This is a genomic window from Marinobacter sp. LV10R510-11A (assembly GCF_900215155.1).
GTDB lineage: Bacteria > Pseudomonadota > Gammaproteobacteria > Pseudomonadales > Oleiphilaceae > Marinobacter.
Map to the genome: position 1 here is coordinate 1,568,867 of NZ_LT907980.1, position 17,442 is coordinate 1,586,308.

15 protein-coding genes and 3 tRNA genes are annotated in these 17,442 nt (G+C 54.0%); 8 read left to right on the plus strand and 10 right to left on the minus strand.

Going from position 1 to position 17,442, the window contains the following annotated elements; translation table 11 throughout:
* Nucleotides 1–13: 13 nt before the first annotated feature.
* Complete coding sequence (locus tag CPH80_RS07500; RefSeq protein ID WP_096276577.1) at nucleotides 14–1,333, minus strand: histidine kinase dimerization/phospho-acceptor domain-containing protein; 1,320 nt, start codon at nucleotides 1,331–1,333, stop codon at nucleotides 14–16.
* Nucleotides 1,330–2,013 (minus strand): response regulator, encoded by a 684-nt coding sequence (locus tag CPH80_RS07505; protein ID WP_096276579.1) that lies wholly within the window; start codon nucleotides 2,011–2,013, stop codon nucleotides 1,330–1,332. Before CPH80_RS07505 ends, CPH80_RS07500 begins: the two co-directional genes overlap by 4 nt.
* A 182-nt stretch (nucleotides 2,014–2,195) precedes the next feature.
* On the opposite strand from CPH80_RS07505, the gene dsbD reads away from it, so the two are divergent.
* The 7 genes from dsbD (at nucleotide 2,196) to CPH80_RS07540 (ending at nucleotide 9,465) form a co-directional block, all read left to right on the plus strand.
* The gene (gene dsbD, locus CPH80_RS07510; RefSeq protein WP_096276581.1) at nucleotides 2,196–3,983 is read left to right on the plus strand and encodes a protein-disulfide reductase DsbD; all 1,788 of its coding nucleotides are present in this window, start codon (nucleotides 2,196–2,198) and stop codon (nucleotides 3,981–3,983) included.
* A 10-nt stretch (nucleotides 3,984–3,993) separates the two neighbouring features.
* Nucleotides 3,994–4,809 carry a prolipoprotein diacylglyceryl transferase family protein gene (locus CPH80_RS07515; protein WP_227520399.1) on the plus strand — a complete coding sequence of 272 codons (816 nt, stop codon included), beginning with the start codon at nucleotides 3,994–3,996 and terminating at the stop codon, nucleotides 4,807–4,809.
* Nucleotides 4,810–4,829: 20 nt separating this feature from the next.
* Nucleotides 4,830–5,630, plus strand: coding sequence for a thiol:disulfide interchange protein DsbG (dsbG, locus tag CPH80_RS07520; protein WP_096276585.1), 801 nt, complete (start codon nucleotides 4,830–4,832; stop codon nucleotides 5,628–5,630).
* A 297-nt stretch (nucleotides 5,631–5,927) separates the two neighbouring features.
* Entirely contained in the window at nucleotides 5,928–6,950 is a 1,023-nt protein-coding gene (locus CPH80_RS07525) for a TRAP transporter substrate-binding protein (RefSeq protein ID WP_096276587.1), read from the plus strand.
* Between the two features lie 43 nt (nucleotides 6,951–6,993).
* Nucleotides 6,994–7,533, plus strand: a complete 540-nt coding sequence (locus tag CPH80_RS07530; protein ID WP_096276589.1) for a TRAP transporter small permease — start codon at nucleotides 6,994–6,996, stop codon at nucleotides 7,531–7,533.
* Between the two features lie 4 nt (nucleotides 7,534–7,537).
* On the plus strand, nucleotides 7,538–8,842 hold the full coding sequence (locus CPH80_RS07535; protein WP_096276590.1) for a TRAP transporter large permease: 1,305 nt from the start codon (nucleotides 7,538–7,540) through the stop codon (nucleotides 8,840–8,842).
* A 62-nt stretch (nucleotides 8,843–8,904) separates the two neighbouring features.
* Complete coding sequence (locus CPH80_RS07540) at nucleotides 8,905–9,465, plus strand: winged helix DNA-binding protein (protein ID WP_096276592.1); 561 nt, start codon at nucleotides 8,905–8,907, stop codon at nucleotides 9,463–9,465.
* 97 nt (nucleotides 9,466–9,562) lie between these two features.
* Here CPH80_RS07540 and CPH80_RS07545 read toward each other — a convergent pair.
* The 6 genes from CPH80_RS07545 to alaS form a co-directional block, all read right to left on the minus strand.
* Nucleotides 9,563–9,639 (minus strand) — tRNA-Arg (locus CPH80_RS07545).
* A gap of 53 nt (nucleotides 9,640–9,692) precedes the next feature.
* A tRNA-Arg gene (locus CPH80_RS07550) sits at nucleotides 9,693–9,769 on the minus strand.
* 65 nt (nucleotides 9,770–9,834) lie between these two features.
* Nucleotides 9,835–9,924, minus strand: a tRNA-Ser gene (locus CPH80_RS07555).
* Nucleotides 9,925–10,052: 128 nt separating this feature from the next.
* Complete coding sequence (gene csrA / locus CPH80_RS07560; protein ID WP_096276594.1) at nucleotides 10,053–10,262, minus strand: carbon storage regulator CsrA; 210 nt, start codon at nucleotides 10,260–10,262, stop codon at nucleotides 10,053–10,055.
* A gap of 184 nt (nucleotides 10,263–10,446) precedes the next feature.
* Entirely contained in the window at nucleotides 10,447–11,685 is a 1,239-nt protein-coding gene (locus CPH80_RS07565; protein WP_096276596.1) for an aspartate kinase, read from the minus strand.
* Between the two features lie 109 nt (nucleotides 11,686–11,794).
* Complete coding sequence (gene alaS, locus CPH80_RS07570; RefSeq protein ID WP_096281476.1) at nucleotides 11,795–14,425, minus strand: alanine--tRNA ligase; 2,631 nt, start codon at nucleotides 14,423–14,425, stop codon at nucleotides 11,795–11,797.
* Nucleotides 14,426–14,566: 141 nt separating this feature from the next.
* Here alaS and CPH80_RS07575 point away from each other — a divergent pair, with 141 nt between their 5' ends.
* The gene (locus CPH80_RS07575; RefSeq protein ID WP_096276598.1) at nucleotides 14,567–15,118 is read left to right on the plus strand and encodes an RDD family protein; all 552 of its coding nucleotides are present in this window, start codon (nucleotides 14,567–14,569) and stop codon (nucleotides 15,116–15,118) included.
* A 17-nt stretch (nucleotides 15,119–15,135) separates the two neighbouring features.
* On the opposite strand, the gene lptG is transcribed toward CPH80_RS07575, so the two are convergent.
* Both lptG and lptF read right to left on the minus strand, forming a co-directional pair.
* A complete protein-coding gene (gene lptG / locus CPH80_RS07580) occupies nucleotides 15,136–16,197 on the minus strand; it encodes an LPS export ABC transporter permease LptG (RefSeq protein ID WP_096276600.1) in 1,062 nt (353 codons plus the stop codon).
* Entirely contained in the window at nucleotides 16,190–17,293 is a 1,104-nt protein-coding gene (gene lptF / locus CPH80_RS07585; protein WP_096276602.1) for an LPS export ABC transporter permease LptF, read from the minus strand. Before lptF ends, lptG begins: the two co-directional genes overlap by 8 nt.
* Between the last annotated feature and the right edge of the window lie 149 nt (nucleotides 17,294–17,442).

Here is a 17,442-nt window from a genome sequence, read left to right on the forward strand (position 1 = left end):
TGTCAGTACCCTGTCAGGGTTTGAAAATCAAAGGCAACCGTAGCAACCAGTCCATCCCGCCCGCATCGTTATAAGTGGCAACCAGTGTGCCACCATATTGCGTGGTTATGGTTTCAACAATGGTCAAACCCAGGCCATGGCTGGCGAGCGCACTGGCGCGCCCTTCGCTTACAGGCCAGCGGGCATCTGATCGGTCAGGCCCACCAGAATCCCGTACAAGAAAGCACGCAGCAGCCGGGTTTTCCGGGGTCGCATTCGACTCTTTATCAATCATCACAATACATTCGTTCGCCGAATACTTCAGGGCGTTATCAACCAGGTTGCGCAAGGCAACCGCTGCCAGTGTCAGAGGAACTCTTACACTCTCACTCGCAATACGATTTTCAACGCGTAAACGCCTGCGGTCCGGAATATCCGCCAGAGCGTTCTCAAGAACATCGTTTACGCTGCTACCTTTTTCTTCCTGCCATGGATTTCCCTGCTCGAGCCGAGCCAGCATCAAAAGCTGCTCTGTAACTCTCTGCATCCTGACGACGCCCTTTTCTGCGTTGGCGAGCGCAAGCTGTTGTTTATCGCCAGTCACTCGCCGGGCTACTTGCAAATGGGTTTTAATGCCGGTCAGAGGCGTACGGAACTCATGGGCTGCGTCGCTGGCAAAACGCTGCTCCCGGGCGACTGTTCGCGCAACCCGGGCAAGCAGCCCGTTCAGAGTTTCAACCACAGGTGCCAGCTCGGAGGGTGCATCGCCGATACGCACTGGCTCCAGATTGAACGGATCACGCTGGCGCAGTTCGTCGTGCAGTCGCTGAAGCGGTCTGAGACCGCCACGAATGCCCCACCAAAGCACCGCAAGACTGCCCAAAAGCGCCAATGTAAAAGGAACCACCATAACCAGGATAATACTATTTTCCAGCATTGTGCGTTCAGACATTCGATCCGCCGTGGTAATGAAAACACCCTCCTGATTCAGGGTATACAGGCGCCACTCTTCCTCACCAATACGGCGACTGGAAAAGCCCGGCCGGGAATCGCTCAGAGATGTGCCACGGACACCGCTGGTCTGTAACAGCACCTCCCCATTGGCAGCGCGGATCTGACAGGCAACACCTTCGCTTTCCGGTTCAAGAAGCAAAGGATGTGTGTTGGTAGCCACCAGCATTTCTGGCTGGCGAGCAATCAGGCCAGCAACCATATTGGCGGAAGACGAGAGGCGCTGATCAAGAGTTTTTGAGACCTGCTGATTCAGATGCAGGTACATCAGCAAACCCACAGACAACCAGAGCAGCACGAAAGACAACCCCAGAAACCAGAGCAATCTGCGGCGCAGGCTCATTCTCTCGCTCCGGGCGCGCTTAATGGTTCACCCAGGCGATACCCCAGGCCACGCTCAGTCAAAATCAGACCTTTACCCAGTTTGCGACGCAAATGGTAGATGTGCACGTTCAGCGCGTTGCTCTCAACATCCACATCCATGCCATAGAGGCTGTCCTTGAGTTGATCTTCGGACAAAACCACCCCTCGGGCATTGAGCAGTTTTTCCAGCAATGCCAGCTCCCGCCGTGAGAGTGCGACAGGCTGCCCGGCCCGGAATACTTCGCCCGTTGAGGGTCGCATCCGAACGTCACCGTGGCATATTTCTGACACCGAACGGCCGGCCGCCCGGCGCACCAGCGCACGCAGGCGGGCCGCCAGCTCATCCAGTTCAAAGGGTTTAAGCACATAATCATCCGCACCGGCTTCCAGGCCCTTAACGCGCTCTTGCACCGCATCTCTTGCCGTCAGGATAAGAACCGGAATATCTATGCCTTGCCGTCGCCAGTGGGATAACACGTCCAGACCGTCGCCATCGGGAAGCCCGAGATCCAGTATCACCACATCACAGGCAAAGTGCTCCAACGCCGCCCTTGCCTCGCGCCCCGTGCGTACGCGATCAACCACGCAGTGGTGCAACTCCAGGCCGGCTTCCAGCCCGGACGCAACAAGGTCATCATCTTCTACCAGTAATATGTGCACGATTTAAACTTGCCCCTGTTAACACGGAAACACCAAGGAGCTCTTCTTAACCTGGCGTTCGTTCACGGCTCTTAATGTTTCCTTAATCCCCTGCCTTCAGACTGCCGCCTCACAATTGAAAGCGTCTGCGACGCCTGACAGGCTAGGAGTATTTCGTGAGAACGATCCGATCATGGTTACTGATGTTATCCGCTCTTTCGTTTTTAGCAACAGGGCTGCCGGCTTACGGCCAATCTCCGCTGGGAAACAACAATGATTTTCTGCCCGTAGACCAGGCCTTTAAGTACAGCTTACAGGACAACAACGACGGAACTGTTACCCTGCTATGGGATATAGCACCCGGTTATTATTTGTACCGTGACCGGATGAAAGTTGAAGGCAACAACACCGGATTGAACGACGTAAGCTACCCCTCTGGCAAGACGATTACCGACGAGTTCTTCGGTGACTCCGAAGTCTACTTCAATCTTGCCGAACTACTCATCACAACCGGTGACGCCAACGCTCTGAAACTGACTTGGCAAGGTTGCGCAAAAGCCGGGCTGTGTTATCCGCCGCAAACAGTCAGAGTGGATTTCTCTGGCCAGGAGGTTCAGGCAGCAGACATCAGTGGCCCCGGCAGCAACGGGGATGTGACTTCAGCAGCGGCCAGCAATGAACTGGCTGAAGACCAGTCGCTTGCCAGCCAGCTTGCGGGCAGCGGACTCATATGGAACCTCGTGATTTTTTTTGGTCTGGGGCTTCTTCTGGTTTTCACACCCTGCGTTCTGCCAATGATTCCAATTCTATCTGCCGTTATTGTCGGCAGCGATGCCCTGCGTGGCCGGGCCTTTATACTCTCGCTGGTGTTCGTTGTCGCCATGGCCATAACCTACGCCCTTCTGGGTGTTGCCGCGGCACTGGCCGGCGCGAACCTGCAGGCCATGCTGCAAGCACCCCTGTTTATAGCGCCTCTGGCCGTGATCTTTGTATTGCTGGCGCTATCCATGTTCGGGCTTTACGAGCTGCAGCTACCCGCGTTTATCCGCGACCGCCTGGACCAGGTTAACAGCAAGCAAAAAGGCGGTAGCCTGAGTGGTGCTGCGGTAATGGGTTTTATCTCCGCCCTTCTGGCCAGCCCTTGTATGACTGCACCACTTGCCGGAGCTCTTATCTACATAGCAGATAGCGGCAACGCCAGCTTTGGTGGCCTCGCTCTGCTGGCACTGGGCTTGGGCATGGGCGCACCGCTTATCGCTCTGGCAACGATCGGTTCCGGGCTGTTACCAAAACCCGGTGCCTGGATGAACGGTGTGAAAGCCGTTTTCGGATTCATTCTGCTGGGTACCGCCGTCTGGTTTCTTGAACGTATCCTCGACGATCCCCTGATTCTGGCTCTGTGGGGCGCACTCGCACTGGCCTTAGGCCTGTCTGTGCGGCAGGTTGTTAACACTCAAAGTACAGAAGCACCACTAAAAACTCTGATGAGCAGCACGGGCGCTGTGATCACCCTCTGGGGAGCCTTGATGGTGATCGGTGCCGCGGCCGGCGGTACACAACTCTGGCAGCCACTCGCCACTCTGGCCGGTTCCGGTAACGCCACACCGGCTGCCAGTAAAGCTCACGCACGCTTCGACAGTTTCAAGTCCGTAAACGATCTGAACCGGGCAGTCGAAAGCGCCGGTAGCAAAGGCCAGTGGACACTGGTGGACTTCTACGCTGACTGGTGCATCTCCTGCAAAGTGATCGAAAAGGAGGTATTTGGTGACCCCGAGATTGTGGAGGCGCTTTCGGATATGCAACTACTGCGAGCTGACGTGACGGCTAACGATAAGCTGGATCAGGAACTCATGCGTAAACTGCAGGTCGTAGGCCCTCCGACCATTCTTATCATTGGCCCTGATGGCCAGGAATACCGTGCGCAGCGCACCATCGGTGAAGTTTCCGCAAGGCAGTTCCTGAACCGCCTCGCAGCTGCCCGCCAATCATGAACAAGGAGTGATGATGTTATCGGTTAATATCGGTCCGCTGAGCTTGCCTCTGGCTCAGCTTCTGTTGATCAGTGCGTTTGTGATTGCTCTGATTGTTGGTGCTATTACCGGACGCAAGGAAGGAGTACCCGTGGCAGGAACCCTGTCTGATATTTTTCTGGTTGCTCTGGTGGCAGCGCGTATCGGTTTTGTTATCCAGTACTTTGAACACTACCAGGAAAACCTATGGGGCATTATTGATATCAGAGACGGCGGCTTCAGCGTTATCGCCGGCCTGCTTGGCGCACTGGCTCTGACTGGCTGGAAGCTTTGGCGCCATCCGAGAATCCGCAGATCACTCTCCATCGCCGCTGCGTCGGGCCTGTTGGTGTGGGGCTCTGTTTCACTACTGGTAACCTTGATGGAAAGCAGCTCCAGAGGCATACCCGAGGCTACGTTCACTCTGCTGGACGGCAACCCGGTTACGCTGGCAGAAGTGGCTGATAACAAGCCGATGGTAGTGAACCTATGGGCCAGCTGGTGTCCGCCCTGTATCCGTGAAATGCCGGTACTGGAAAAAGCTCAGCAGGATAATCCTAACATCACCTTTGTCTTTGTAAACCAAGGCGAACAGCCCGAAACCATCACTCAATTCATGGGCCAGCATAAGCTCTCGCTGCAAAATGTTTTGACGGACATCAGCGCCAGCCTTGGCCGAACGACCGGCAGCCAGGCCTTGCCAACAACGCTGTTTTACGATGCCAACGACCAGCAGGTAGACGCCCACCTCGGAGAGCTGTCACAGGCAACGCTGGCTCACAATCTCAGAAACTTTGACACCGACTGATTCCGATCCGGAGACTTGTTATGCAACTACCAGAATCTTTACTCAAGCCCTCACTGCTTGCCGCCGCACTGGTCGCCAGCACCCTGAGTCTGCCTGCCCTGGCCCAAGGTCAGGTGCAAGAGCAGTATGCCGACGCTGTTCAGCAACTGATCGACCGGGGCGTAACTGTCGCCGGCAGTTTCGAGGCTCCCGGAGGTATGACCGGTTACGTTGGCGATATGCAGGGCCGCGCCGTCGCTTTCTATCTCACTTCGGACAGAAAGCATGTGGTCGTTGGAACCATGCTGACCGCCAGCGGTGAGAACCTCACTGAGTCGAAAATACAGGAGCTGGTCAGGGGGCCGCAGAATGACAAAGCCTGGAGCCAGGTTGAAAACGCTGACTGGGTGCGTGATGGCGATGCCAACGCACCGGTCATCGTATATACCTTTACCGATCCGAACTGCCCGTTCTGTCACCGGTTTCGTCAAGCTGCCGAGCCCTGGATTGATGCCGGAAAAGTCCAGTTACGCCATGTCATGGTGGGCATTCTGAAGCAGGACAGCCTGCCTAAGGCTGCCACGATTCTGGGCTCAGATAACCCCCGCAAGGCTCTAAAAGAAAACCAGCAGAATCATGGCAAGGGTGGCATTGAGGTGGATCGCAACATAGTCAGCAAAAATGCTAAAAAAGTTCGGAAAAACAACCAGTTGATGTCCAGCCTCGGGCTAAGCGCCACGCCGAGCACCTATTACCGGGACGGCAATGGAAATATCCAGATGAAACAGGGTGCTCCGCGGCCCGGTGAAATGGAAGCGATTATGGGCAGCCCCAAACCCTGAGCCGGATGCCCGGCTGAGACTCTACGGCAGAACCAGCGCCACCTGGTTCTGTCTGTTCCAGCCTCTCTCATTCTGCACCTTAGGCTACATTTTATTGATATATTATCGGTATTACAGAGATAACATCCCCACATTTTCGTGACGATAAGTTTGACAGTGTGATAGCTCGCAACTAGTTTTGAGCAGATAAAGCACAGAACCGGTTTCGATAACGACCCTCGGATCTGTGCTTTAAAAAATACAACAACAGACACAACTGACGTCCATCGTGAATGTCAGTGCCAGGATGCAAACATCATGCAAAAAAGCACCAGTTCCTCTCACCAGCACTCTGTTTCTGCCCCGTACATTAAGCGCCTTGGCAGCGTGCTCACAGCCGCAGCCCTGACGTTGGCGGTTGGCAGCGCCCAGGCCACAGACTGGGATATGCCCACACCCTACGGCGATTCCAATTTCCACACCGTTAACATTCGCCAGTTCGCTGACGATGTGCGGGAAGCTACCGACGGGGAACTGGATATTACGGTTCACAGCAGTGGTTCTCTGATCAAACATCCGGAAATCAAAAACTCCGTGCGTCGCGGGCTGGTTCCCATTGGTGAACTGATCATGTCGCGCCTCGCAAACGAGGACCCGCTGTTTGAAGTCGATTCAGTGCCCTACCTCGCCAGTGATTACGATCAAGCCTGGAAGCTTTGGCAAGCTTCAAAAGATGTGCTCGCCAAGCGTTTGGAAGGTCAGCGTTTAAAGCTTCTTTTTGCAGTGCCTTGGCCCCCTCAGGGTATCTACACCCGGTTTGAGGTGAAAACCGGTGAAGAACTGAAAGGCGTAAAGATGCGCGCCTACAACAAGTCCAGCGAACAACTTGCGGAATTGCTCGGCGCAATACCGACACAGGTTGAGGTACCCGACATACCAACAGCCTTCGGCACCGGCCGTGTTGACGCGATGATCACCTCGCCTTCTACCGGCGCCAATACGCGTGCTTGGGATTACCTGACCCACTTTAATCATGCCCAGTTGTGGCTGCCGAAAAACATGGTCGTTGTTAACGCAAAAGCCTTTGATCGCCTACCTGAGAAGGCTCAAAAGGCGCTGGAAGACGCCGCTGAAGTGGCAGAAAAGCGCGGCTGGGAAGCCAGTAAAGCAGAAACTGAAGCGAAGATAAAAATCATGCAGGATAACGGCATTGAGGTATCTGAGCCCTCCCCGGAGCTGGTCAAACACCTGCAAAAAATTGGTGAAACGATGACCGAGGAATGGCTCGACCGTGCCGGTGAAGATGGTCAGGCTCTACTTGATGCGTACCACGACCGGTAACGACAACGCTGCGCCACGCAGACGATAACGAGAGAGCAGACTGATGCGCCGAGCACTTGATGCATTTTACAGGCTGGGCGGCGCACTTTCTGCGCTGTGTCTAACCCTTATCATGGTATTAATCGTGGCCCAAGTACTGGGCCGCGTATTGGACAAGCTTCTGGGATGGGTCGGCTTCAACGCTCTCGGCCTGAATGTACCAGGGCTTGCGGAACTCGCTTCATTTTTGCTGCTTGGCGCAACGTTTTTTGGCCTTGCGTACACATTCTGGCAGGGCGGCCATATCCGCGTCACCCTCGTGCTTCAGTACTTACCCAAATTTGTTCACCGTATCGTGGATATGGCAGTCACTCTGGTTGCGGCCGCTATCACAGGCTTTGCTACATGGCATAGTGCACGCCTGGCATGGGACAGCTACGATTATGGCGATCTTTCCATCGGCATGGTGCCTGTCCCCCTCTGGATTCCCCAGCTTGTCATGACCCTAGGCCTTCTCTGGCTGTTGATTGCTTTGCTGGATGCACTGTTTTCACTCGTTACGGGCCGTATTCTCCAGCTGACAAACGAAGCACCCCAGGAGTAGTCACATGGAAATGATCTGGATAAGTGTGCTGCTGCTTTGTCTACTTTTGGCGTTTCTCGGCGCTGGGTTATGGGTTGCTTTTTCATTAACCGCCATCGGTTGTATTTCACTGTACTTTTTAAGCGACATTCCGGTGGGAGTCAGTCTGTCGACTGCGTTTTACAGTGCCAGCGTGTCTTGGAATCTGGCGGCGCTGCCAATGTTCATCTGGATGGGCGAAGTACTGTTTCGCTCACGCTTGTCGGAAGAGATGTTCCGTGGCATCTCACCCTGGGTTGGCAAGGTGCCCGGGCGGCTCCTGCATACCAACATTATAGGCTGCGCCATTTTCGCGGCCATATCTGGCTCGTCCGCCGCGACCGCGGCAACCATTGGCAAAATGTCGATACCGGAACTCACCCAGCGTGGCTACAACAAGAACCAGATCCTCGGAACGCTGGCCGGATCAGCAACCCTTGGGCTGCTGATTCCCCCTTCCATCATTCTGATTGTTTATGGCGTAGCAACGGAACAGTCCATCGCGCGTCTGTTTGTTGCGGGTATCCTGCCAGGGTTGATGCTCATGTCCCTGTTTGCGGGTTACGTCATGATCTGGTCGCTGTTGAACCCTTCCGGCGTGCCCGTAGGCGAGGCCGAATCCTTCTCGTTCAAGGAAAAGGTACGCCGCAGCCGCCCTCTTATTCCGGTAATGCTGCTGATTGTCGGGGTTATCGGCTCTATATACGCGGGATTGGCATCACCCACTGAATCAGCAGCTATCGGGGTGGCTCTGGCGCACCTACTGTCCTGGAAGAGCGGCTCAATGAGCTGGAACACGTTCGCCAGCGGGCTAATGGGAACCGTAAGAACCTCGTCGATGATTGCCTTCATTCTGGTGGGCGCCCACTTTTTAACGACCGCAATGGGCTTCACCGGCATTCCGCGGGAGCTGGCGTCTTGGATCAACACCCTAGGTTTGTCGCCCTACATGTTACTGGTAGCGCTGACGTTGTTTTTCATACTTCTGGGCTGCTTTCTAGATGGTATCTCGGTAGTCGTTCTGACCACGTCGGTGATTCTGCCGATGGTTCAGGCCGCAGGTATCGACCTTCTGTGGTTTGGCATTTACCTCGTGATCGTCGTGGAAATGAGCCAAATTACTCCGCCTGTAGGGTTTAACCTTTTCGTGATTCAGGGTTTGACCGGAGAAAACATTCTGCGGATTGCTTGGGCGGCACTGCCCTATTTTCTGTTGATTTTAAGCGGCGTGATTCTCATCACCCTGTTTCCCGAAATCGTCACGTATCTACCCAGTAAAATGGGCAGATAGCCGGCGTTAAACTGCCCTGGCAACGAAGCACCCGTATGTAAATAGGGAGTACCTCACTCATTATGAAAAAACTCAATGACTCCAAGCATCACCACAATACCGGCAACACTCCCCACAGTAAGGTAGGCCCAATCGTTTCGTCGGCGCACTTGGCTTCGGGCAGCGCAATGGAGCTATCTGAACTGGAGTTCGGACTGATTGTCGCGGGCAACGCATTTAATCGCTGGGTGGTGCGCTGCATGAATGCAGCCGGCCTGCAAGAGCTAAGCCCCCTGGACGTACTCGTGCTGCATAGCGTGAACCACCGCAATCGCGCAAAAAGAACCGCAGATATCTGCTTGGTGCTGAATGTAGAAGATAGCCATACCGTTACCTACGCGCTCAAGAAATTGCTGAAGCACGGGGTGGTGATGTCGGAAAAGCGTGGGAAAGAGACTTACTACTCGGCCACAGAAGAAGGCACGGCTGTTTGCCAGCGTTACCGCGAAATTCGCGAGGAGTGCCTAGTGGACTCGCTACGGAGTCTGGGGTTTTCAGGAGCTGACACGGGCGCTGTAGCTGGCTTCTTGAGGGGAATATCCGGGCTCTACGACCAAGCGGCGCGGTCTGCTGCGTCGCTGTAAGTCGTTTCGACCGGAGCGGGTCAGACAATATCTGCCACTCAAAGCAAAACGCCCCAGCCTGTGGGATTCACAGACGGAGGCGTTTTGGTCTTACTTATGGTGCGGCTGGGAGGATTCGAACCTCCGACCGCTCGGTTCGTAGCCGAGTACTCTATCCAGCTGAGCTACAGCCGCTAAAACTTTTCTCGATATTAGGCAGGGCCTTTTCGAGAGGAACTTGCAAAAAGTGGTGCGGCTGGGAGGATTCGAACCTCCGACCGCTCGGTTCGTAGCCGAGTACTCTATCCAGCTGAGCTACAGCCGCACGTTGATCACTTATTGTGGTTGGTCGTTACTTCAACCTGTTCTGCCTTTCTTATTAAAAAGAAATGGCGGAGAGGGAGGGATTCGAACCCTCGGTACACTTGCGCGTACGGTTCCTTAGCAGGGAACTGGTTTCAGCCACTCACCCACCTCTCCTTGAGAACGGGGCGTATATTACCATAATGTTTCTGTTTTCATAGGGGTAACGTGATTTTTTTCGTCTTCATTTCACCCACATATAAAAAAACCGCCCGGGCTGCCCCTGAACGGTCTTTTTTCTCGGCTCAGCTATTGCCGGGCTCCGGCTCATCCAGACCTTTTTCCAGACCCTTTTCAGACTGAATACGCTGGTAAATTTCTTCCCGGTGAACTGCAATTTCTTTTGGTGCATTCACACCAATTCGCACCTGGTTTCCTTTTACCCCGAGCACGGTAACGGTGACTTCATCACCGACCATCAACGTTTCGCCAACACGGCGAGTTAGAATCAACATATCCCTTACTCCCTATCCAGAGCTACCTGTTCCGACAAGTAATTTTTGATTGGTTTCCATCAGTTATAATGAGATCACTGGCTAACCATAACCCGCACATTCCCTTATACGATCACATGCGGGCACAAGGTCAGAAAATAAATCTCTTTTTTTAAAGCCCTAAACATCTAGGCCGCTGCCTGAGTTACAAGGTTTCTTCTACCCCAGGCTTGTCGAGCTCAAACACACTGTGAAGGGCGCGAACCGCAAGCTCAAGATATTTCTCATCGATCACCACAGATATCTTAATTTCTGATGTGGAAATCATCTGAATGTTAATACCCTCAACCGAGAGCGCTTCAAACATTTTGGTCGCCACTCCCGCATGAGAGCGCATACCAACACCGACGATGCTGACCTTTGCAATCTTGGTGTCGCCACTCACTCCCCGTGCACCCAGCTCGTCTGAAACGCGCTGAAGCACGTCTTTGGCACGATTAAAATCGTTGCGATGAACAGTAAAGGTGAAGGCAGTCCGGTTATCCTCACCAACGTTCTGGACAATCATGTCCACATCAATGTTGGCTTCGCTTATTGGCTTCAGAATGCACAGTGCACTACCCGGGGTGTCAGGCACCCCCGAGATCGTAACTTTGGCTTCGTCACGGTTAAAAGCGATGCCGGAGACGACCGGTTGTTCCATGGCGGTTTCTTCCTCAAATGTAATCAGGGTACCTTCACCTTCCTCGAAGCTGGAGAGAACCCTTAACGGAACGTTGTATTTGCCCGCAAATTCTACGGCGCGAATCTGAAGCACTTTAGAGCCCAGGCTCGCCATTTCCATCATTTCTTCAAATGTAATCCGCTTTAGACGACGGGCACTGTCCACCACTCGAGGGTCTGTCGTGTAAACGCCGTCTACATCGGTATAGATCTGGCACTCATCAGCCTTCAGCGTGGCTGCTAGAGCCACGGCGGTGGTATCGGAACCGCCCCGGCCCAATGTGGTTATATTGCCGTTTTCATCAACACCCTGAAATCCGGCAACCACCACCACACGACCCGCATCCAAATCCGCACGTATGCGCTGTTCGTCGATCGCCTTGATGCGTGCCTTAGTGTGCACGTCGTCCGTGAGTATGCGGACTTGCGACCCGGTATAAGAACGCGCATCACAACCACGCTTCTGCAGAGCCATGGAGAGAAGAGACATGGTTACCTGTTCCCCCGTAGAAATCAGAACATCCATTTCGCGCGAAACGGGCTCTTCCGTAATATCATTGGCCAGCCCAATTAACCGATTGGTTTCACCGCTCATGGCAGAAACCACCACCACAACATCATGGCCCGCATTGCGAAAGCCACACACTTTCTCAGCTACTGCCTCTATGCGCTCGGTTGTACCTACCGAGGTGCCACCAAATTTTTGAACAAACAGAGCCATTGTCTTTCCAATATGAGAATCTGAGGCCTATGGCAGAGCAGAACGCCCTGCCCGTCAAAAAACAAGCGGCAAGAATTATAAACCCCGACCACTTCAGAAAAACAGTTGCTTAGGCGATGTTTTTCGCAACCCACTCCGGCACACCGGCAAGCGCTTCGGCAAGCTTTGAGGGGTCGTTACCACCGCCCTGAGCCATATCGGGACGGCCTCCGCCCTTGCCGTCAACCAAGCCGGCCAGATGCTTCATCAGATCGCCTGCTTTGATTCGGCCCGTTGCGGACTTGGTCACACCTGCCACCAGGGTCACCTTTCCATCCTCAACACTGGCGAGTACAACCACGCCCTCACCCAGCTTGTTTTTAAGCTGGTCGGCGGTTTCCATGAGCGTTTGACGGTCTGCACCTTCAAGCTCGGAAGCAACCACTTTCAGGCCGGCGACCTCTATCGCAGAATCTACCAAGTCGCTACCTGCCGAACTGGCCAGCTTTGCCTTGAGGGCATCAACGTCCTTCTCAAGCTGCCGGTTGCGATCAATGGTTTGCTGCACCTTGTCGATAATCGTTTCCCGGCTGCCTTTCACTAGGCGAGCCGCTTCACGCAGAGTGCGTTCGGTTTCATCCACCCACTCAAGCGCGCCAAAACCGGTCACCGCTTCAATGCGGCGAACACCGGAAGAAATGCCACTTTCCGATGTAATCCGAAGCAGCCCGATATCGCCTGTGCGTGCCACGTGAGTACCGCCACACAACTCCACGGAGTAGCTATCCGTGCCCATACTCAATACACGAACAACATCACCGTACTTTTCGCCGAACAGAGCCATGGCGCCTTTTTCCTGCGCCTGCTCCATATCCGTTATGTCGGTCTGCACCGCGGTGTTATCCAAAATGTGTTCGTTCACCTGGCGCTCGATCTCTTTCAGCTGCTCGGGTGTAACAGCCTCAAAGTGCGAGAAATCGAAACGCAGTTTATCTGGGTCAACGAGTGAGCCTTTCTGGCCAACATGTTCGCCCAAAACCTTACGCAAAGCCGCGTGCAACAAGTGAGTTGCAGAGTGGTTGCGGCGGGTCTTGTCACGACGCCCGTGATCAATGCGTGCGTCCACTTCTAAACCGGGAAACAGTTCACCCTCAATAAGAGTGCCCACATGCAAGTGGTTATTCCCGTCTTTGCGGGTATCCGTTACTTTGAAACGACCGCCACTCCAGGTCAGCAACCCGGTATCCCCTACTTGGCCGCCGGATTCGGCATAAAACGGCGTGCGCTCCAGCACCACAATGGCCTCATCACCGGCTTCAGCGGTTTTATGTTCGCCGTTCACGACCACAGCGCGAATTTTCTCGTGGCCATCCACTTGGTCATAACCGGTGAATTCGGTCTTCCCTTCAATGCCTAGGCTGGCGGCGTTGTAATCGATACCAAACTTGCTGGCTGCTCTGGCCCGCTCACGCTGGCTCTCCATGGCTTTTTCGTAGCCCTCGTAATCCAACGTCAAGCCGCGCTCACGGGCTATGTCGTTGGTGAGATCCACCGGAAAGCCGAAGGTGTCGTACAACGTGAAGATGGTTTTTCCCGGAATAATCTCGCTTTTCAATTCCGCAATATCTTGCTCGAGAAGGCGCAGGCCTTTATCCAGAGTTTTTACAAACTGCTCTTCTTCCTGCAGCAACACTCTCTCGATCTGCTTCCGGCTACTGACCAGCTGCGGAAAAGCCTCGCCCATCAATTCAACCAGGGCGCCGGTCAACTTGTAGAAAAATGGGCCGGCGGCACCCAACTTATTCCCGTGGCGGGCAGCACGGCGAATGATGCGCCGAAGCACAAAGCCACGACCTTCATTGGACGGCATAACACCGTCGGAAATCAGGAACGCACAGGAGCGGATATGATCCGCAACGACTCGCAGGCTGGCTTCAGTGGTTGCAGCGCCACCAAGCATTTCAGAGGCCGCTTTTAACAAGTCATCAAAAAGATCGATTTCGTAGTTGCTGTGCACACCCTGCAGAACCGCTGTCACTCGCTCCAAGCCCATACCCGTATCCACGGAAGGCTTAGGTAGGTTGAGCATTTCACCATCCGCGGTGCGGTTGTATTGCATGAAGACCACGTTCCAGATCTCGATGTAGCGATCGCCGTCTTCTTCTGGGCTCCCAGGAGGGCCGCCTGCTACATCTGGGCCATGGTCGTAGAAAATTTCGGAGCACGGGCCACAAGGGCCGGTGTCACCCATCTGCCAGAAGTTATCTGAGGCATAGCGGGCGCCGCCGTTGTCTCCGATACGGATAATACGATCCGCCGGCACACCCACTTCTTTATTCCAGATGTCGTAGGCTTCGTCGTCGTCTGCATAGACGGTTATCCACAGCCTTTCAGAGGGCAGATTTAACCACTGTTCGCCCGTTAAAAATGTCCACGCATAGTTGATCGCTTCACGTTTGAAGTAGTCACCAAAGCTGAAGTTGCCCAGCATCTCAAAGAACGTATGGTGGCGCGCTGTGTAGCCAACATTCTCCAAGTCGTTGTGTTTGCCGCCGGCCCGAACACATTTCTGGGTGCTGGTTGCGCGGCTATAGTCGCGCTCCTCACGACCAAGAAACACGTCTTTGAACTGGTTCATTCCCGCATTGGTGAACAGCAGTGTTGGATCATCCGCTGGCACCAGCGAGCTGCTTGAAACAATGGAGTGACCTTGCTGTTTAAAATAATCGAGAAATGCCTGTCGCAACTCTGCGGTTTTCATAGCCCTTTGATACCCTTCCATAAATCCCACCGTAAACCGGCCGGATCCGCGATTGAATACGAATACTTACATGCGTGTGCAAATCCGCTACTCTAGCACACGCCGAGTACATGAAAAACGTGAAAAATCACAGGAGAACCCATGCCCCGTCGCTTCCACGCCGCTGACGAACTGCTTCCCCCAGCGTCGTTTATTAAACGATCTCTCGCCATTGTTTACGACGGTCTGATCAGCATTGCCGTGCTCTTGGTTACCACCGGTATTTACACCATGATAACCGGCTGGGCAAACGGCTGGGTCACCAGTTGGGATGCACCTCTACAAAAAGCTGAAACGGGCCAATTATCCGGAGAGCCCGGGCTGACATTTGCGCTTTTTTTGGTGATGTACTTGTTCTTTGCATACTTTTGGACGCGCGTCGGACAAACATTGGGCATGCAGGTATGGCGTATACGTATAGAGAATCTGGATGGCACATCCGTAAGCTGGAGCCAAGCACTTCGTCGCTACGTAACCGCCGCCGGTGTGTTGTTCATAGCCCTACTCGCTGGCTATTACCTCGGTTCTGCAACGCTTTTCCTTTCAGTTCCGGCAATGGTCGCGCTGTTCTACCCAGTAAACGGTCTTTCAGTAACCGACCGGGTTTCAGAAAGCGTTGTTGTAAGTGTGGTAAAAAAACCAAAAACAGACTGAAACAAAGCGCTGGGCAGCTACCCTGCCCGGCGCATCAATACCGCACCAAACGCCGCATTCACCGCAATCGGCACGACAACCGCAAGTACGGGGTTAAAACCGTAAACCAAGCTCATTGGGCCCAACAAATCCTGCATGTACTTGAACAGCAGCCCCACAAGCAAGCCGGTAAACACACGGAAACCCATGGTAACCGAGCGCAATGGCCCGAAGATGAAGGAAATAGCCACCAGCGCCATTACCCCAGTACCCAACGGCATTAGAGCTTTCTTCCAGAACGCCAGCCAATAGGGAGACGCATTCAGCTCCTGATCGCCAAGGTAACTGGCGTAGGTGTACAGACCCGTCATAGAAAGGTTTTCTGGCTTCACGATCAACACACTCAATACACTAGGCGATAGACCCGTGTCCCAGCGCAGAGACTTATTCTCCTCGCGGCTCGTGGAGTCACCTTCTAAGCGAGTGGTGGTGGAGTTTTCCAGCATCCAGTGGTCGCCCTTGTAGGTCGCCCGCTCCGCAAAACTGGCAGCCATCAACTGACGCTGATCGTTGAAACGGAACATGGAGATGCCATGCAGTACGCCGTTAGGCTGCACCGCATTAAGATGCATGAACACATCCCCTTCGCGATGCCATACACCATGGGCCACCGCGACATTTTTGCCGGCGCCCAGAGCAACGGCTTTATAGCTCTGGGCGGCTCGCTCAGCTGGCGGCGCCATATACTCACCGATAAGAACACCCACCAAAACGATCACCAATGCTGGCTTCATTGCCGACCAGACAACCCGCTTAAGAGAAACCCCTGCCGCGCGAATAACCGTAAGCTCAGAGGAACTGGCCATGGAACCCAGCCCGACTAAGCAGCCCATAAAGGCCCCTAACGGCAGGTAGTCGTATATCCGGCGCGGCAACGTGAGAGCCACATACCAGAGCGCATCCCAGATTTGGTAGTTGTTCCGGGTGTCGTCCAGCTCAGCAACGAAGGCAAAAATAAGATCCAGTGATAGCACCACTACCATCACCAGGAGCATGGCCCCGCCAACATTGCGCATCACATAATGATCAATCTTACGCATTGGCTGCCCCTGTCCGCGTTACCTTTCGCTTGTGAAGCCAGGCCGGGCCAAAATGCAGCCACAAGCCCAGCGCAAGGAAGATAGCGTGTACCCAAAGCATACCCAGCCATTCAGGCACCTTACCTTCTGACATGGCATCACGAGCAACGATGAGTAAACCAAGGTACGCAACATACACAAGCATTGCGGGCAGAAGATGGAAAAACCGGCCTTGTCGGGGGTTCACGCGGCTAAGCCGCACCGCCAGCAACGTGACAATTGGAACAATCAGCGGCAATGAAAAACGCCAGTGCAGCAAGGCCCTGTCTCGGGGGTCATCCGAGCGCATAAGCTGGCCGGTGGTAACCCCCTCGTCTAGCTCCACGTCGCCAATGCTACCGCTGCGGATCTTCAGGCCATAGGCTTCAAAGCCGGTGATTTGGTAATCCAGTTTGCCGGGCATTCCATCGTAGCGGGCACCGTTCTCTAAAATAAGGAAACGACTGCCCGTTTCCTCATCAATCAATTGGGACCCCGATTCCGCAGCAATGACGCTTACACCCTCGCCATCACGGCCGTATTCGGCAATAAACACGCCTTTCAGACGACGTTTATCATCACTGAGGGCCTCGGTGTAGGTGACGCGGCCACCAGATGAAAGCTCCTGAAAGCGGCCCGGCGCAAGCAAGTCGAATTCCGTCGCCTTGGCTTGTTCGGTAAAAATTTTCTCAACCTGCGTCATGCCCCAGGGCGAAACCACCAGGCTCATACTCCCGACGACGACCATCACCACAAGGCTACCTATCAGTGTTTTTGAAAGCAGCTGGCGATCACTCACACCACAGGCATATAAAACGGTCATCTCGCTTTCCAGGTACATCCGGCCATAGGCAAGCAATATGCCAATGAAAAGCCCCAGCGGCAGGATGAGCTCAAGAAACCCGGGAAAACGGTAGGCCATGATTTCAAACAGTACGCCGGGTGCAATCTTACCCTCAGCAGCACCCGCCAGATATTTGATAAAACGCCCACTCATGAACACGAGCAGAAGGATGCCTGAAACGGCAACCATGCTGACCATAACCTGACGGATGAGATAGCGGAAAATAATGCTCAAAACGGTTTCTCTGCCCGTGTAAACCGGAACATGGAGGAATAGGAAAACTGCGCGTATTCTATGTAACCTTGGGGCTGAATGACAGTATAGACACGTTAAGGCCACGACAGATTATATGCCGATAAAGCGAAGTAACCTGCTCTCCCCGC

Excerpts from the sequence above, each read along its gene's own strand:
- CPH80_RS07500 (WP_096276577.1), bottom strand. The coding sequence starts at position 1,333 with ATGAGCCTGCGCCGCAGATTGCTCTGGTTTCTGGGGTTGTCTTTCGTG.
- dsbD (WP_096276581.1), top strand. The coding sequence starts at position 2,196 with ATGTTATCCGCTCTTTCGTTTTTAGCAACAGGGCTGCCGGCTTACGGC.
- CPH80_RS07515 (WP_227520399.1), top strand. The coding sequence starts at position 3,994 with ATGATGTTATCGGTTAATATCGGTCCGCTGAGCTTGCCTCTGGCTCAG.
- dsbG (WP_096276585.1), top strand. The coding sequence starts at position 4,830 with ATGCAACTACCAGAATCTTTACTCAAGCCCTCACTGCTTGCCGCCGCA.
- CPH80_RS07525 (WP_096276587.1), top strand. The coding sequence starts at position 5,928 with ATGCAAAAAAGCACCAGTTCCTCTCACCAGCACTCTGTTTCTGCCCCG.
- CPH80_RS07530 (WP_096276589.1), top strand. The coding sequence starts at position 6,994 with ATGCGCCGAGCACTTGATGCATTTTACAGGCTGGGCGGCGCACTTTCT.
- CPH80_RS07535 (WP_096276590.1), top strand. The coding sequence starts at position 7,538 with ATGGAAATGATCTGGATAAGTGTGCTGCTGCTTTGTCTACTTTTGGCG.
- CPH80_RS07540 (WP_096276592.1), top strand. The coding sequence starts at position 8,905 with ATGAAAAAACTCAATGACTCCAAGCATCACCACAATACCGGCAACACT.
- csrA (WP_096276594.1), bottom strand. The coding sequence starts at position 10,262 with ATGTTGATTCTAACTCGCCGTGTTGGCGAAACGTTGATGGTCGGTGAT.
- CPH80_RS07565 (WP_096276596.1), bottom strand. The coding sequence starts at position 11,685 with ATGGCTCTGTTTGTTCAAAAATTTGGTGGCACCTCGGTAGGTACAACC.
- alaS (WP_096281476.1), bottom strand. The coding sequence starts at position 14,425 with ATGAAAACCGCAGAGTTGCGACAGGCATTTCTCGATTATTTTAAACAG.
- CPH80_RS07575 (WP_096276598.1), top strand. The coding sequence starts at position 14,567 with ATGCCCCGTCGCTTCCACGCCGCTGACGAACTGCTTCCCCCAGCGTCG.
- lptG (WP_096276600.1), bottom strand. The coding sequence starts at position 16,197 with ATGCGTAAGATTGATCATTATGTGATGCGCAATGTTGGCGGGGCCATG.